The organism is Tepidicella baoligensis (assembly GCF_013432195.1).
Classification (GTDB): domain Bacteria; phylum Pseudomonadota; class Gammaproteobacteria; order Burkholderiales; family Burkholderiaceae_C; genus Tepidicella; species Tepidicella baoligensis.
Genome location: NZ_JACCDB010000001.1, coordinates 263174 through 278951 on the forward strand (window position 1 = coordinate 263174; position 15778 = coordinate 278951).

Annotated in this window: 7 protein-coding genes; 3 read left to right on the forward strand and 4 right to left on the reverse strand. The window is 68.5% G+C overall.

The genetic code is table 11. From position 1 onward, the window contains the following. Position 1: 1 nt before the first annotated feature. Positions 2 to 1045, reverse strand: a complete 1044-nt coding sequence (locus tag HZS63_RS01275; RefSeq protein ID WP_180682202.1) for an ArsJ-associated glyceraldehyde-3-phosphate dehydrogenase — start codon at positions 1043 to 1045, stop codon at positions 2 to 4. 178 nt (positions 1046 to 1223) lie between these two features. Here HZS63_RS01275 and HZS63_RS01280 point away from each other — a divergent pair, with 178 nt between their 5' ends. Together HZS63_RS01280 and HZS63_RS01285 are read left to right on the forward strand one after the other, a co-directional pair. After that, complete coding sequence (locus HZS63_RS01280; protein WP_180682203.1) at positions 1224 to 4010, forward strand: PD-(D/E)XK nuclease family protein; 2787 nt, start codon at positions 1224 to 1226, stop codon at positions 4008 to 4010. Further along, positions 4007 to 7444, forward strand: a complete 3438-nt coding sequence (locus tag HZS63_RS01285; RefSeq protein WP_180682204.1) for a UvrD-helicase domain-containing protein — start codon at positions 4007 to 4009, stop codon at positions 7442 to 7444. Before HZS63_RS01280 ends, HZS63_RS01285 begins: the two co-directional genes overlap by 4 nt. A gap of 27 nt (positions 7445 to 7471) precedes the next feature. Here HZS63_RS01285 and HZS63_RS01290 read toward each other — a convergent pair whose 3' ends face one another. Beyond that, positions 7472 to 7894: a PaaI family thioesterase gene (locus HZS63_RS01290; RefSeq protein WP_180682205.1), complete on the reverse strand. Its 423-nt coding sequence runs from the start codon at positions 7892 to 7894 to the stop codon at positions 7472 to 7474. Positions 7895 to 7978: 84 nt separating this feature from the next. Between HZS63_RS01290 and HZS63_RS01295 the strand changes: the two genes are divergently transcribed. Further along, positions 7979 to 8344, forward strand: coding sequence for a hypothetical protein (locus tag HZS63_RS01295; protein WP_180682206.1), 366 nt, complete (start codon positions 7979 to 7981; stop codon positions 8342 to 8344). Here HZS63_RS01295 and HZS63_RS01300 read toward each other — a convergent pair. After that, positions 8334 to 8540 (reverse strand): hypothetical protein, encoded by a 207-nt coding sequence (locus tag HZS63_RS01300; RefSeq protein ID WP_343039935.1) that lies wholly within the window; start codon positions 8538 to 8540, stop codon positions 8334 to 8336. The two genes, HZS63_RS01295 and HZS63_RS01300, sit on opposite strands and share 11 nt — an antisense overlap. A gap of 112 nt (positions 8541 to 8652) precedes the next feature. Further along, positions 8653 to 15678 carry a hypothetical protein gene (locus tag HZS63_RS01305; RefSeq protein ID WP_180682208.1) on the reverse strand — a complete coding sequence of 2342 codons (7026 nt, stop codon included), beginning with the start codon at positions 15676 to 15678 and terminating at the stop codon, positions 8653 to 8655. Positions 15679 to 15778: the final 100 nt, after the last annotated feature.

Below are 15778 nucleotides of genomic sequence, written 5' to 3' on the forward strand. Positions count from 1 at the left end.
GTCAGATGCCTTGGGCTTCCATGTGCTTGGCCAGATCCACCATGCGGCAGGCGTAGCCCATCTCGTTGTCGTACCAGGCGTAGACCTTCAGCAAGGTGCCATCGGTCACCAGGGTGGAGAGGGCATCGACGATGGAGCTGCGCGTGTCGCGGGCGTAGTCCACGCTCACCAAGGGGCGTTCTTCGTAGCCCAGAATGCCTTTGAGTGGGCCTTCGGCGGCGGCCTTGAACAAGGCGTTCACCTCCTCAGCAGTGGTGGCGCGCTGCAGCTCGAACACACAGTCGGTGAGAGAGGCGTTGAGCACCGGCGCGCGCACCGCATGGCCGTTGAGCTTGCCCTTGAGTTCCGGGTAGATCAGGGCGATGGCGGTGGCGCTGCCGGTGGTGGTGGGGGCCAGGCTCAGCATGGCGCTGCGCGCGCGGCGCAAGTCCTTGTGCGGGGCGTCCACCACCAGGTTGGTGTTGGTCGGGTCGTGGATGGTGGTGATTTGCCCGTGTTGGATGCCCAGCGCCTCGTGCACCACCTTCACCACCGGGGCCAGGCAGTTGGTGGTGCAGCTCGCCGCCGTGACGATGCGGTCCTTGGCCGGATCGTACAAGTGCTCGTTGATGCCGACCACGATGTTGAGCACGCCGCCGGTCTTGACCGGCGCGGCCACGATGACGCGCTTGGCGCCCCGGTCCAGGTGGCCCTGAAGGGTTTCGGGCGTGAGGAATTTGCCGGTGCATTCGAGCACCACTTCCACACCCAGGTCGCCCCAGGGGATGTCGGCCGGGTTCGCGTGGCTGCTGAACGCGAGGCGCTGCTGGCCGATGACGATGGCATTGTCGCCCTCGGCGCGGATGGACTCGCGCCACTTGCCCTGCACCGAATCGAAGGCCAGCAGATGGGCCGTGGCCGCCGCACCGCCCTTGAGTTCGTTCACAGCCACCACCTCCAAGCGGTGACCGGCGCGAGGGTCGTCAGCCGGTCGCTCCGCCGCCCCCATGGCTGCACGCAATGCCAGACGCCCGATGCGCCCCATGCCGTTGATACCGACTTTCATACCAGGCTCCTTTCAATATTTCAATGATTGTTGAAGTTTAGCCGGCATTCACCCTGTCGGCCCCACATCCGAGCCACACGCCGGGTTGTCATCGTTTCGACACGCTGGCGATGTAAGCCGCTTCATCGACGCAGTGCCCCGCTAGACTATCCAGACCCTCCCCACACCACCGCCCGTCATGACGCCCCTCTCCCTGGACCAACTGAACCCAGGCCCCGACACCCTGGTGCTGTGCGCCACCCCGCGCCTGGCGGCCGCGCTGCGCCAACGCCACGCACGGCGGCAAGCCGAGCAAGGCCGCACGCGCTGGGACGCGCTGGACTGCCGCACGCTGGCGCAATGGCTGGCGGCGCTGCGCGAAGACTGGCTACTGCGCGGGGCGCCCCAGGCCTTGCTGCGCCGCCCCCTCACGTCGTTTCAGGAACGCACCGTGTGGGAAACGGTCATCCGCCAGCGGCTCGGTGTGGATGCCGCCCCCCTGTTCGACATCGGTGCCTTGGCCCAGTCGGCACAGGAAGCGCATGAATGGCAAGAAGTCTGGCAGGTGCGCCCGGAGCGCATCACGCTCACCGAGGAGCACCGCCAGTTCCAGCAATGGCGTACCGACTTTCAGGCCTGGTGCCAGCAGCACGGCTGGACGACCCCGCACGAGCTCGACGCCGCCACCATGGCGGCCGTGATCGCAGACCCCGCTGCCGTGCGCCTGCCCGCGCGGCTGGTGTTGGCGGGTTTTCACCGCCTGCCCCCGGGCGTGCAGGCGTGGCTGCAGGCGCTCCAGACCCGCGGCCACGCGGTGCTGACGCTGGCCGACGAACCCCGGGCCGACCGGATCGACGTGCTCAACTACCCCGATGCGGCGGCAGAGTGCCTGGCGGCTGCCATGTGGGCCCAGGCCCGCCTCGATGCCGACCCGCAGGCGGAATTGGCGATCGTGGCGCCCAACCTTGCGGAGCTGCGGCTGACGCTGCAGGACACGCTGGAGGATGTGCTGGCTCCCGCTCTATTGCGCGCCTCGCAGGCCGAGGCGCCGCGCCCCTTCAACATCAGCCTGGGCCAGCCGCTGGCCGACCATCCTTTGGTGGGAGCCGCGCTGGCGCTGTTGGAGGTGATGGCCCGCCCTCACGCCCTCAACCAGGCCACGTGGAGCGCACTGCTGCGGCACCCCTATTGGTCCGACCCGGCCGAAGCCGCCGCCCGGGCCCAGGCGGAAGCCCTGGCGCGCAACACCCTGCCCGCCGCCACCGACCTACAGGCCGTCTGCCGATGGCTCACCCACGGCACAGGTGCCGATGCCGTGCAGCGCCAGGCACCCGCCCTGATCGGCCACGCCGAAGCCGTGTTGTCACTGGCCACGGCGGCGCATGGCGCGCGGCGCCTGCCATCCCAATGGGCGGCCGACCTCTGGCCTTGGCTCCAACAGGCAGGCTGGCTGTACCGGCGCAAGCTGAGCAGCCACGAATTCCAGGCTCGGCAAGCCTTCGTCGAAACCATCCAGGCCTTCGGTCTGCTGGACACCTTTTTGGGCCCGCTGGGCTGGGGTGAAGCGCTGCGACGGCTGCGGCAGATGTGCCGTGAGCGCATCTTCCAGCCCGAAACCGAGGGCCGGCCGCGCCTGCAGGTGTTGGGCCTGCTCGAAGCCAGCGGCCAGCGTTTCGATGCGGTGTGGATCATGGGTTTGCGCGCCTCGGTGTGGCCGCCGGCCCCACGTCCGAATCCGCTGCTGCCGAGTGAAGCGCAGCGCCGGGCGGGCAGCCCCAACGCCAGCGCCAGCGTGCAACAAGCCTTCGCAGAACAGGTGCATCAACGCCTGCTGTGCGCGGCGCCAGAGGTGGTGCTCTCCTGGCCCCGCGCCGAAGGCACGGCCGAATGCCACCCCAGCCCGCTGCTGGCCCCGGTGGGCAAGGGCACGGCACTGCCGGCCCCCGACTCCCCGCACTGGACGGCCCAGGCCTTGCTCGAACCTTCCCGGCTGGCGCCCCCCATGGACGATCATCAGGCCCCACCGCTCACGCCAGATGAAGCCGTGCGCGGTGGTACTGCGCTGCTCAAGGCCCAGGCCATCTGCCCGGCTTGGGCCTATTACCGCTACCGCCTCGGAGCAGGCAAGCTGGAGGATGGCTCCGACGGGCTGGACCCCCGCCAGCGCGGCACCCTGGTACACGCCGCGCTGGAGCGCTTCTGGGCCGAAGTGCGCACCGCCGACCGCTTGCAGGCGCTGGGCGCAACCGGTTGCCATGAGGTGCTGGAGCGGGTCATTGCCCTGGCCCTGGATGCCCGCGATGCCGAGACCGGCCAGGTGCCGCTGCCGCCGCGCGCCCGCCGGCTGGAACAAGCGCGGCTGACCCGGCTGCTGTCGGCCTGGCTGGAGCACGAGCGGCTGCGCTCGCAGCCATTCGAGGTCGTGGCCACAGAAGAGCGGCAGGCGCTGGACCTGGGCGGTCTGCCCATCCGCGTGCAGGTGGATCGCATCGACCGGCTGGAAGGCGGCGGACTGCTGATGATCGACTACAAGACCGGCGCCCAATTGGACACCTCTAACTGGTCCTGCGACCGGGTGACCGAACCCCAACTGCCCTTGTATGCCGCTGTGGCCGCCCCCACCCACCACACCGGAGACACCGTGGTGGGCGTGGCCTTTGCCCAAGTTCACCTCAAAGAAACCGGCTGGGCCGGCTTGGCGGCGCAGGATCTGGGATTGGCGCGCGTGCATGCACTCGACAGCCCCCAGGGCCGCAAGCGCTTCGAAGCCACACTGTTCCCCGACTGGCCTGCCGTGCTCGCGCACTGGCGGGTGGCCTTGCACAAGGTGGCCGACGAAATCCTGCGCGGGGAAGCGGCCGTGCGCTGCGCCGACGAACGCCAGCTCCAGCACTGCGAGGTGCGCCCGCTGCTGCGCCTGAGCGAACGGCGCGCACAGTGGCAGGCCCTGTATCGGTCCACCCCACGCACTTCCCACACCGCATGACCCCTCCGCCCGACCTCCTGGCCCTGGACACCGCCCACCGCGAACAGGCCATCGACCCCACCACCTCCTACCTCATCGAGGCACCGGCCGGTGCGGGAAAGACGGAGCTGCTGACCCAGCGCTTTCTGGCCCTGCTGGCCCGGGTGGAAGAGCCCGAGGAAGTGGTGGCGCTGACCTTCACCAACAAGGCCGCCGCCGAGATGCGCGACCGCATCGTGCAAAGCTTGCAGCGCGCTGCCAACAGCGAAGTGCCCGGCGAGCCTCACAAACAGATGACCCACCGCCTGGCCCAGGCCGTGCTGGCGCACGATCAGCGGCGCCAGTGGGGCCTGCTCGACCATGCCTCGCGGCTGCAGATCACCACGCTGGACGCGCTGTGCGGCCAACTGGTGCGGCAGATGCCCCTGCTCTCGCGCTTCGGCAGCCAGCCCGGCATCGCCCTGGATCCCACCCCCCACTACGAACAGGCCGCGCGCGAAACCCTGTCCCTGCTGGAAACCGACCACCCGATCGCCGACGCGCTGTGGCGCGTGCTCGACCGCTTCGACAACGATTCCACCCGACTGCAGGCCCAGCTCGTGGCCATGCTGGCCCAACGTGACCAGTGGTTGCACCACTCCCGGCAAGGCATAGACCTGGCCGCCGCCGAAGCCGCCCTGGGCGACCTGATCGCCGACGGGCTGGCGCGGGTGGCCGAGGTGCTCACCCCCTCGGTGCAAAGCAAGCTGATGCCGATCGTGCGCTTTGCCGCGAGTCAGGTGATCACGGCCCGCAACGCCAGTGAACCCCTGCCCGGCTGGGCGTCCCTGGAAGCCCTGGCGGAATGGACCGAGCCTTTGCGGCCCCACATCGACGACTTGCCCCGCTGGCGCGCACTGCCCCCGTTCCTGCTCACGCAAAAGGGCGAACTGCGCGCCGGCCCGCCCAACAAAATGGGCTTCAGCACACCCGCAGGCAAAGCCCTTGGCAACGACTGCAAGGCGCTGCTGCAACAGCTCAAGGAAGCGAACGCCGGCCCGCTCCTGCAATCCATCGACACATTTCCGGACCCGGCATATACCGCCGCCGAGCGCACCTTCATCGACGACCTGCTGGCGGTGCTCAAAGTGGCCAGCGCACAGCTCTGGCTCGCCTTCCAGCAGGCGCGCGAGGTGGACTTCACCGAAATGGCCCAGAACGCGCTGCTGGCCCTGGGCGACGAGGCCGCGCCGTCCGAGCTGCAATTGCGGCTGGACTACCGCATCAGCCACTTGCTGGTGGACGAATTCCAGGACACCAGCCCCACCCAGGTCGAGCTGCTGCAGCGGCTCACCGCCGGCTGGCAGCCGGGCGACGGCCGCACCCTGTTCCTGGTCGGCGACCCCATGCAGTCCATCTACAAGTTCCGCAAGGCCGATGTGGGACTCTTCCTCAAGGTACGGGAGCGCGGTCTGGGCCACCTCCGGCTGCATGCGCTGCACCTGTACCGCAACAACCGCTCGCACAGCGCCGTGGTGGACTGGGTCAACAGCACCTTCCCACGGGTGTTTGCCGAGCGAGACGACCACCACCGGGGCGCGGTGCGCTTCACACGCGCCGCCGCCACGCGCGGCCCGCACCCACAGGCCCAGGTGTGCTGGCACCCGGTGATCGATGGCGAAGCCCAAGAAACGGACGACGCCGATGAGGCCGATACCGGCACGGCCGAGCGCGAGGCCCAGGCCATCATCGGCATCATCCAGCAGGCCCGGGCCGAAGACCCCTCGGGCTCCATCGCCGTGCTGGTGCGGGCCCGCAAGCACCTGCAGGCCCTGGTCGCGGCCCTGCGCTCCACCCAGCCGGCCCTGCCCTTCCAGGCCGTGGAAATCGAACCCCTGGCCGAACGCCAGCTCATCCAGGACCTCATCAGCCTGACCCGCGCCCTCAACCACCTCGGCGACCGCACGCACTGGCTGGCCGTGCTGCGCGCGCCCTGGTGCGGCCTGACCCTGCACGACCTGCACCGGCTCGCCGCCGACGACCACGCCCGCCCCGTCTGGTCGCTCATGTCGGAGCCCGACCGATGCGCCCGCCTCAGCGAAGACGGCCAGCAGCGCCTGGCCCATGTGCGCAGCGTGATCGGCGAAGCGCTCGCCCACCAGGGGCAACAGCGGCCCCGGCGCTGGATCGAAGGCGTGTGGCAAGCCCTGGGCGGGCCCTGGTGCCTGAAGCACCCTGCCGAGCGGCTCGACGCACTCGCCTTCTTCGATGCCCTCGACCGGTGCGACCGGCAAGGTCTGATCGACCTGTCGCGCCTGGAGCGTGAAGTCGGCCAACTCTACGCCGCCCCGGACCCAGACACCCCCGGCGCCATCCAGCTCATGACGATCCACAAGTCCAAAGGACTGGAATTCGACACCGTGATCCTGCCCGGGCTGCACCGCAAGGCCCCGGCCATCGACCGCCCCCTGTTGCTGTGGGACGAGGTGCTGGATGACGCCGGGCAGGAACGGCTGGTCGTGGCCGCGCAACCCAGCGCCCGGGAGGCGTCGGAAGAGACCCCGTCCATTTTCTCGTTCCTGCAGGCTTTCGAAGCGGAGCGCGCCCAGCACGAGGCGCGGCGGCTGCTGTACGTGGCCGTCACCCGCGCCCGGCGCCAACTGCACCTGCTCGGCGCCGCCGCGCGAGACGCCAAACAACCCGAGGCCGTGAAACCTCCGCCCAAAGACAGCCTGCTGGCCCTGCTCTGGCATGACGCAGAGCCCTGGTTTGTGCAACGCATCGCCCTCGCATCCACGGAAACGGCATCCGACTTGGACAACCCGCCCGACACCCCGCCCCGTCCCGGCCTGGCCGATTACGCCCACCGGCTGGAACGCCTCGCGCACGTCGCCTGGCCACCCGCCTTGCTGCACAACGTCCCCATGTCGGCCGCCGCGTCGGACGCCGAAGAACCGGCACCGTCCACGGCACCCACGGGCGACGCGGCCTTGGCCATCGACATCGGCCGGCTGGTGCACCGCTACCTGGAGATCATGGCCAAGGACGGTCTGGCCCACTGGCCTGAGGATCGTGTACAAGCCCTGTTACCGGCGATGACCCACTGGCTGCAAACCCAAGGCCACGCGACCTCGGCGGCCCAAGCAGGGGCTGCGGAAACCCTGGCCCAGTTGATCACCACCCTGCGCTCACCGCAGGGCCAGTGGGTGCTGGGGCGGCACGCCGAAGCGGCCTCCGAATGGCCGGTCACGACCTGGGAAGAAGGCCGGGCGCGCCTGCACGTGATCGACCGCACCTTCGTGGACCAGGGCGTGCGCTGGATCATCGACTACAAGACCACCCGGCACGACGAGCCCGATGCCACCGCCTACCGCGAACAGCTCGAACGTTACCGCCGCCTGTTCAGCGAAGGGCCGCCGGTGCGCCTGGGCATCTTCTTCACCTTCCGCGGCCACCTGCAAACCCTGGAAGACTGAGGTGCCAGACCACCGACGCGCGAGCGTTCAGAGCAAGGCGTAGGTGGTACTGGCGCGGCAGACGCTCTTGCCGTCCCCGGCCGCCACGATGTCGATCTCGCCAAACACCAGGCTCTTGCCCGCCCGCACGATGCGGGCGGTGACCAGCGCGTCCTGCCCGGCCAGCGGTTTGAGAAAGCTGCTGTTGAGCTGCACGGTGGTCATGGGCTGCTTCGTGCCCAGCCGGCTGACGATGGCCAGCACCATGGCCGTGTCGGCGGCAGACATCAGGGCCTGCCCGCACACCATACCGCCGATGCGTGCCAGCCGCTCCGAAAACGGCAACCGCAGCGTGACTTCGCCGTCGCCGCACGATTCAACCCGCAGGCCCAATTCCTGCACCCAGGGGGCGAACCAGTCGGCCAGCAACTGCTGGAGCGTTTCAGCGTGGAGGGTTTCAGGCGTTTCCATGCCGCCACTGTAAGGGCAACTCACGCACATTGAACCCAGCGCTCTACACTGGCTCCATCAGATTGGACGCATTGGAGACCGACAATGGCTTTTCCCTGGATGGTGGCGCTGAAGGTGATTCCCTGGGGGGACGTGATCGAACATGCCCCCAAGGTGCTCAAGGGTGCACGGCAATTGCTGGACAAGCAAAAAACCCAAGGCACGCCAACCAGCCCCGACAGCTCCGGCACCACCGACAGCCTGCCCCAACGCCTGCAGGCCCTGGAAGCCAGCCACCGCCAATTGCAGGTGGACCTGGCCCAGCTCACCCAGACCACCGCCGACCTTGCCGAGCAGAACAGTCGGCTGGTGCAGGCCGTGGAGGTGCTGCGCTGGCGCACGCGCTGGCTGGGCGCAGTGGCCGTGGGAATGGCCGTGGTACTGGCGGTTTTGCTGGCCATCAACCTCTGATGCTCACCTCCAGCGACGCATCGCACCCCTGCCCCGCCGCAATCCAGCGCATCACCCAGGACCGCATGAAGCGCCACCGCCCCAAACGGCCCAGCGTTTCCTCGGGATGACTGAGCACCCCGCATTCGTAGCGCGTCGCCTCGACCGACCAGCGCAAGGCCCGACAGGCTCCCCGGCGCCGACGCGACAGCAACATGCCCAAAGGGCAAGGTTCAGCCAAACAACACACCCCACACCCATTGCAAGGCGCCCCCAGGGACGGTTTGACCGGCGCTTCGGGATGGATGTGGATGACCTGGTGCTTCACCTCAGGTCCTCGCCAGCACCGGCGCCAGCGCCCGACCCGTGTGCGTGCCCAGCCGCACCAGTTCCTCGGGCGGCGCAGCGGCCACGATCCGGCCCCCGCCATCGCCGCCTTCGGGGCCCAGGTCGATGATCCAGTCGGCCTCGGCGATCACATCCAGATCGTGCTCGATGACCACCACGCTGTGCCCGCCATCGACCAGGCGATGCAGCACGCGGATGAGCTTGTCCACGTCGGCCATGTGCAGGCCCACGGTGGGCTCGTCCAGCACGTACAGGGTGTGCGGCGCCTTCTGGCCGCGCCGGCCCACTTCGTCGCGCACCTTGGTGAGTTCGGTCACGAGCTTGATGCGCTGCGCCTCGCCGCCGCTGAGGGTAGGCGCGCCACGGTCCAGCGTGAGGTAGCCCAGCCCCACGTCCTTGAGCAGCTGCAGCGGGTGGGCGATGCTGGGCATGGACGCGAAGAAGTCCACGGCCTCGTCCACCTCCATGCGCAGCACGTCGCCAATGCTCTTGCCGCGCCAGGTGACGGCCAGCGTTTCGGGGTTGAAGCGCGCGCCGTGGCAGGCCTCGCAGGGCACTTTCACGTCGGGCAGGAAGCTCATCTCGATGGTGCGCAGGCCCTGTCCTTCACAGGTGGGGCAGCGTCCTTCGCCGGTGTTGAAGCTGAAGCGCCCCGGCGCGTAGCCGCGCGCCTTGGCCTCCAGCGTTTCGGCGTAGAGCTTGCGGATGGTGTCCCAGAAGCCGATGTAGGTGGCCGGGCAGGAGCGCGGCGTCTTGCCGATGGGGGTCTGGTCCACTTCCAGCACGCGCTGGATGGCCTCGCTGCCCTCCACGCCGTCGCAGCCCTGCCACTGGGGGCGTTCGCCAGCGCTCCAGGCGTCGCGACCGACCTTGGTGGCCCGCATCTGCACGGCAGCGGCGACGTTGGTGAGCAGCACGTCGCGTGCGAAGGTGGATTTGCCCGAACCGCTGACGCCGGTGATGGCGACCAGGCGTTTCAGGGGTACGTGGGCGGTGATGTTTTGGAGGTTGTGGAGCGTGGCGTTTTGGACGGTGAGCCAGTCGATGGTTTCTTCGCTCCAAGACCTCGCGGCCAGGGAGGGCTTGCCCCCCGGTGCGTCAGTCGCAAGCTCCGATTCCTTACCGGGGGACAAGCCCTCCCCGGCTGAAGAGGCGGAATGGGGCGCCCCCCCGTCGAATACAGCCGCGTGCGCAGAGGTAAAGGCACTTGCGGCACCCTCTGCGGTAGCGGCTGCAGCGCGAGCCACACCTCCCGCCGGGGACGAGGGGGTGCCGGGCGCCGATTTGTGGCCGCGCAGCGGACGGTATGAGGCGCTCGGGACTCCCTCGTCCCCGGCAGCGAGCGCCACCGCATCAGCTCTCACCAACCGCCGCGCCTGCAACGGGTGTTTCATCGCATGCAGCAGATAACGCCCCGTCTGCGAATCGGCGGCAGCCATCACATCATCCACCGAACCCTCGGCCACCACCCGACCACCCCGCACCCCTGCACCGGGCCCGATGTCGATCACGTGGTCGGCCCGGCGGATGGTGTCCTCGTCGTGCTCCACCACCACCAGCGTGTTGCCCTTGTCGCCCAGCTTGTGCAGGGCGTTGAGCAGTATCTGGTTGTCACGCGCGTGCAGGCCGATGGTGGGCTCGTCGAGCACGTAGCACACGCCCTGCAGGTTGGAGCCGAGCTGCGCCGCCAGGCGGATGCGTTGCGCCTCGCCGCCGCTGAGGGTAGGCGCGCCACGGTCCAGCGTGAGGTAGCCCAGCCCCACCTCTTCCAGAAACTCCAGACGGCTCTGGATTTCGGGCAACAGGTCGCGGGCGATGTCGGCCTCGCGCCCGNCCAGCGTGTTGCCCTTGTCGCCCAGCTTGTGCAGGGCGTTGAGCAGTATCTGGTTGTCACGCGCGTGCAGGCCGATGGTGGGCTCGTCGAGCACGTAGCACACGCCCTGCAGGTTGGAGCCGAGCTGCGCCGCCAGGCGGATGCGTTGCGCCTCGCCGCCGCTGAGGGTAGGCGCGCCACGGTCCAGCGTGAGGTAGCCCAGCCCCACCTCTTCCAGAAACTCCAGACGGCTCTGGATTTCGGGCAACAGGTCGCGGGCGATGTCGGCCTCGCGCCCGGTCAGCCCGCCCGGGGATCGCAAGGCTTGCACCCACAGGCGCACGTCGCGCACGCTCAGCCGCGCCAGCGACGTGATGGTCTGGCCGTGGAACTTGACGGCCCGGGCCGTGGCGTTGAGGCGCGTGCCGCCGCAACTCGTGCAGGGCTGGTCGGCCACCCCTTCCACCTCGGGCTCGGCAAAGCTCTGCTCGCGGCCTTTCTGGTCGTCGTCGCGCACGGAATCGTCGAACGCCTTGCGCTGCTCGCGCGTGAGCTGTACGCCCGTGCCCACGCAGTCCGGGCACCAGCCGTGCTTGCTGTTGTACGAAAAGAGGCGCGGGTCGAGTTCGGCGTAGCTGGTCGAGCACACCGGGCAGGCGCGCAACGTGGAAAACACCTGCAACCGCCCCATACCCGCCGTGGATTCGCCGTTGGCGAGGGCCGCTTCCAACCCATCCAGCTCTGACAGCACATGCACCACGCCCTTGCCGTGTTCCAGCGCGCGCATCAAGGTCTGGCGCAATTCGGCCTCGTGCTCGGGGGCCACGTCGAGGCTGCCCACGGGCAGTTCGATGGTGTGTTCCTTGAAGCGGTCGATGCGCGGGAAGCCCTGCGTGGGCAGGAATTCGCCGTCCACCCGCAGGTGGGTGTAGCCACGTGGGCGCGCCCAGTCGGCGAGTTCGGTATAGACACCCTTGCGGTTGACCACCAGCGGCGCCAGCAGGCCGATGTGCTGGCCACGAAAGGCCGTCATCAGCTGTGCCAGGATGCTTTCGGGTGTTTGCGGCTGCACGGGGGTGTCGTCGTGCACGCAATGCTGGGTACCCAGCTTCACGTACAGCAGGCGCAGGAAGTGCCAGACTTCGGTGGTGGTGCCCACCGTGGACTTGGCACCGCCGCGCGACAACCGCTGTTCGATGGCCACGGTGGGCGGGATGCCATAGACCGCGTCCACCTCGGGCCGGCCGGCCGGCTGCACGATGCTGCGCGCGTAGGCGTTGAGGCTTTCGAGGTAGCGGCGCTGGCCTTCGTTGAACAGGATGTCGAACGCCAGCGTGGATTTGCCCGAACCGCTGACACCGGTGATGACGTTGAACTTGCCCCGGGGAATGTCCACCGACAGGCCCTTGAGGTTGTGTTCCCGCGCGTTGATGATGCGGATGACGTTGGTTTTTTCTCCGCTTTGAGACCTCGCGGCTGGGGAGGGGGTACGCCCCGGCGCGTCAGTCGCAGGCTCCGATTCCTTACCGGGGCGCATCCCCTCCCCAGCATGTGAAGGTGTTTGTGCGACAGCGGCATTCAAATCGGAGACCATGAGGGAAGTCGCTGTATCTGCGGGCGCAGCGAACCCCAATGCCCCCGACGGGGCAAGGGGTGTGCCGGGCGCCGATTTGTGGCCGCGCAGCGGACGGTATGAGGCGTCCGGCACACCCCTCGCCCCGTCAGCGCGCACAGACACGTCAGCCCCTGCATACACGCCGACAGACCCCTCCCCCCGCACCGGCAAGTAATCCGTCACCCGCCCCTCCTGCGCCATGAACAGCTCACCCACCGCCTCGGCATATTCGCGCAGCGCCTGGCCGGTGTAGCTGTGCGGGTGCAGCCGCACCTCCTCGGGCGTGCCCTCGGCCACCACCAGACCACCCTGGTCGCCACCGTCCGGCCCCAGGTCGATCAACCAGTCGCTCGCGCGGATCACGTCCAGGTTGTGCTCGATGACGATGAGCGAATGCCCCGCCTCCAGCAGCTTGCGCAGCGCGCGCATGAGCTTGGCGATGTCATCGAAATGCAGGCCCGTGGTCGGCTCGTCGAACAGGAACAACATGCCCTTGGTGGCCAGCGGCTGGCCCGAAGCGGTGCGGCCCGTCCGCACCGCCTTTTTCCCGCGCTTGCCTTGTCCGCCCGCCCTGGCAGCCTCGGCCAGAAAGCCTGCCAGCTTCAGGCGCTGCGCCTCTCCACCGCTGAGCGTGGGCACGGGTTGGCCCAGCTTCACGTATTCCAGGCCCACGTCCACGATGGGCTGCAACGCCAAGATGACCTCGCGGTCGTGGGCAAACATCTGGGCCGCCTCGCTCACTGTCAGGTCCAGCACGTCGGAGACGTTGAGCAGCCGACTGCCACGCTCGATGGTGACCTCCAGCACCTCGGGGCGGTAGCGCTGGCCGTTGCAGTCGGGGCAGCGCAAATACACATCACTCAGGAACTGCATTTCCACGTGCTCGAAGCCCGAGCCGCCACAGGTGGGGCAGCGCCCGTCGCCGCTGTTGAAGCTGAACTTGGCCGCCGTGTAGCCGCGCTGCTGCGCCAGCGGCGCGGTGGCGAACAGGTCGCGGATGGCGTCCCACGCGCCGACGTAGCTCACCGGGTTGGAACGCGCCGTCTTGCCGATGGGGGATTGGTCCACGAACACCACGCCGCTGAGGTGTTCGGCCCCCAGCAGGCGGTCGTGTGCACCGGGGGTTTCGGTGGCCTGGCCGAAGTGGCGCATCAGCGCCGGGGCCAGCACGTCCTGGATGAGGGTGGACTTGCCCGAACCGCTGACGCCGGTGACGACGACCAGCCGCTGCAGCGGAAACTCGACCGTGAGATGGCGCAGATTGTGTTCGCGCGCGCCCTCCAGCACCAAGCGGGGCGTGGCATCGGTGACCATACGCTTGAAACCAAAGCCCACCTGCTTGCGCCCACCCAGGTAGGCGCCGGTGAGCGTGTCGGCATGGCGCAATTGCTCGACCGTGCCGTCAAAAACGATCCGCCCGCCGCGCTCGCCGGGGCCCGGGCCCATGTCGATGACGCGGTCGGCCGCCAGCATGACGGCGGGGTCGTGCTCCACCACGACCAGGGTGTTGCCCGCGTCGCGCAGGCGCGCCATGGCCTGGTTGATGCGGTTCATGTCGCGCGGGTGCAGGCCGATGCTGGGCTCGTCCAGCACGAACAGGGTGTTGACCAGCGAGGTGCCCAACGCGGTGGTGAGGTTGATGCGCTGCACCTCGCCGCCGCTGAGGGTGCGGCTTTGCCGGTCCAACGTGAGGTAGCCGATGCCCACGTCGCACAGGTACTTGAGGCGGGTGGTGATTTCGTCGAACAGCAGCTTGAGGGCTTGGGTTTCGCCGGCTGATGGGTGGGTGTTCGTTGCGCTTGGCTCGTGGTGTGTTTGGTGGGGCGACGAGGGTGCGGGGGGCTCCGCATACTGCGAGCAGAAATTGTCGCCCCCCGCACCCTCGCCGCCCTGCGTGGCGGCATCGGTAAGCGAGGAAATTGAAGCCTCGCGTGTGCCCGCTCCCGCCGATTCAAGGGGTGTGTCGGGCGCCGATTTGTGGCCGCGCAGCGGACGGCATGAGGCGTCCGGCACACCCCTTGAATCGGCAGCATGCACCAACGCCCCCGTCAGCCGCGCAAAGAACTCGCGCAACCGCTCGATCGGCAGTTGCATCAGGTCGTGCAAACACAACCCAGGCAACGCCTCCAATTGCTCGCGCGTCCACTCCACCCCCACCGGCATGAAGCGCTGGGAAGGCGGCAGCACCGCATCCGCATCGGCCTTGGAGCCGAGACGCCACAACAGGCTGTCGGTCTTGAGCCGCGCCCCCCGGCACGCCGGGCATTCGGTGTAGCTGCGGTACTTGGACAAGAGCACACGGATGTGCATCTTGTAGGCTTTGCTCTCCAGGTAGTCGAAGAAGCGGCGCACGCCGTACCACTGCTGATTCCAGTTGCCCTTCCATTGCGGGGACCCTTCGATCACCCAGGTTTTCTGGGCCTCGCTCAACTGGTACCACGGCGTGTCGCGCGGAATGCCGGCGGCCTCGGCGTGGCGCATCAGGTCGTCCTGACACTCCTTCCACGCGGGCGTCTGCATGGGCTTGATGGCTCCGGCGCGCAACGTGAGCTTGTCATCAGGGATGACGAGACCCATATCCACGCCAATGACGCGCCCGAAGCCCCGGCAGGTGTCGCACGCGCCCACGGCGGAGTTGAACGAGAACAGGGAAGGCAGCGGCTCGGCATAGCGCAGGTCGCTTTCGGGGCAATGCAGGCCGGTGGAGAATTTCCACACGTCTGGCTCGGGTTCCACACCATCGTCGCCCGCCGGGCGCAGGGCGTAGACGGTGAGCCGTCCGCTGCCGCGCTTGAGGCCCAGTTCGATGGCCTCGATCACGCGGGCACGTTCGGCACCGCTGAACCGGAAGCGGTCGGCCACCACGTCGAGCACACGCACCTGTCCTTGCACGCGCTCGGCCTGCACGCGGGTGAAACCGCTGGCGGCCAGCCATTGTTCGATGTCCTCGGGCGTGGCGCTGGCGGGCAGCTCCACGGGGAAGGTGATGACCAGTCTTGGCTCAACGCCAGCCCCCACGCCAACGCTGCCCCCCGAGGGGGCCTTCGCCCCTTGGGACGGCCCGTCGGCGCTCATGGCCGCCTCGACCCGCTGGCGAAGTTCCTCATAGATGGTGTCGGGCGAGTCGTGCCGCACGGGCAGCGCGGTGCGCCGGTCGAACAACTGGGCGGCACGCGCGTAGAGCAGCTTGAGGTGGTCGTTGAGCTCGGTCATCGTGCCCACGGTGGAGCGCGACGAACGCACCGGGTTGGTCTGGTCGATGGCGATGGCCGGGGGCACGCCTTCGACCTTGTCCACGGCGGGCTTGTCCATGCGGTCGAGGAACTGGCGCGCGTAGGCGCTGAAGGTCTCGACGTAGCGGCGCTGGCCTTCGGCGAACAGGGTGTCGAACACCAGGCTGGACTTGCCCGAGCCGCTGGGGCCGGTGACCACCGTCAGCTCGCCGGTGCGGATGTCCAGATCGACGTGCTTGAGGTTGTGCTGACGCGCGCCACGGATGCGGATCACGCCTGCCTCCCCTGCGCCGGGTGCAGCGGGAGGCGGGGTGCTGGGAGAGTCAGAGGCCGGGGGGTCGAACATGGCATGCCTGTGCAGGTGAAGGCAAACATTCTAGAAAGCAAAAGGGCATTGCCCGCACGACGCGGACAATGCCCCTGTGGAGCCGAGCCCTGTGGAGGCG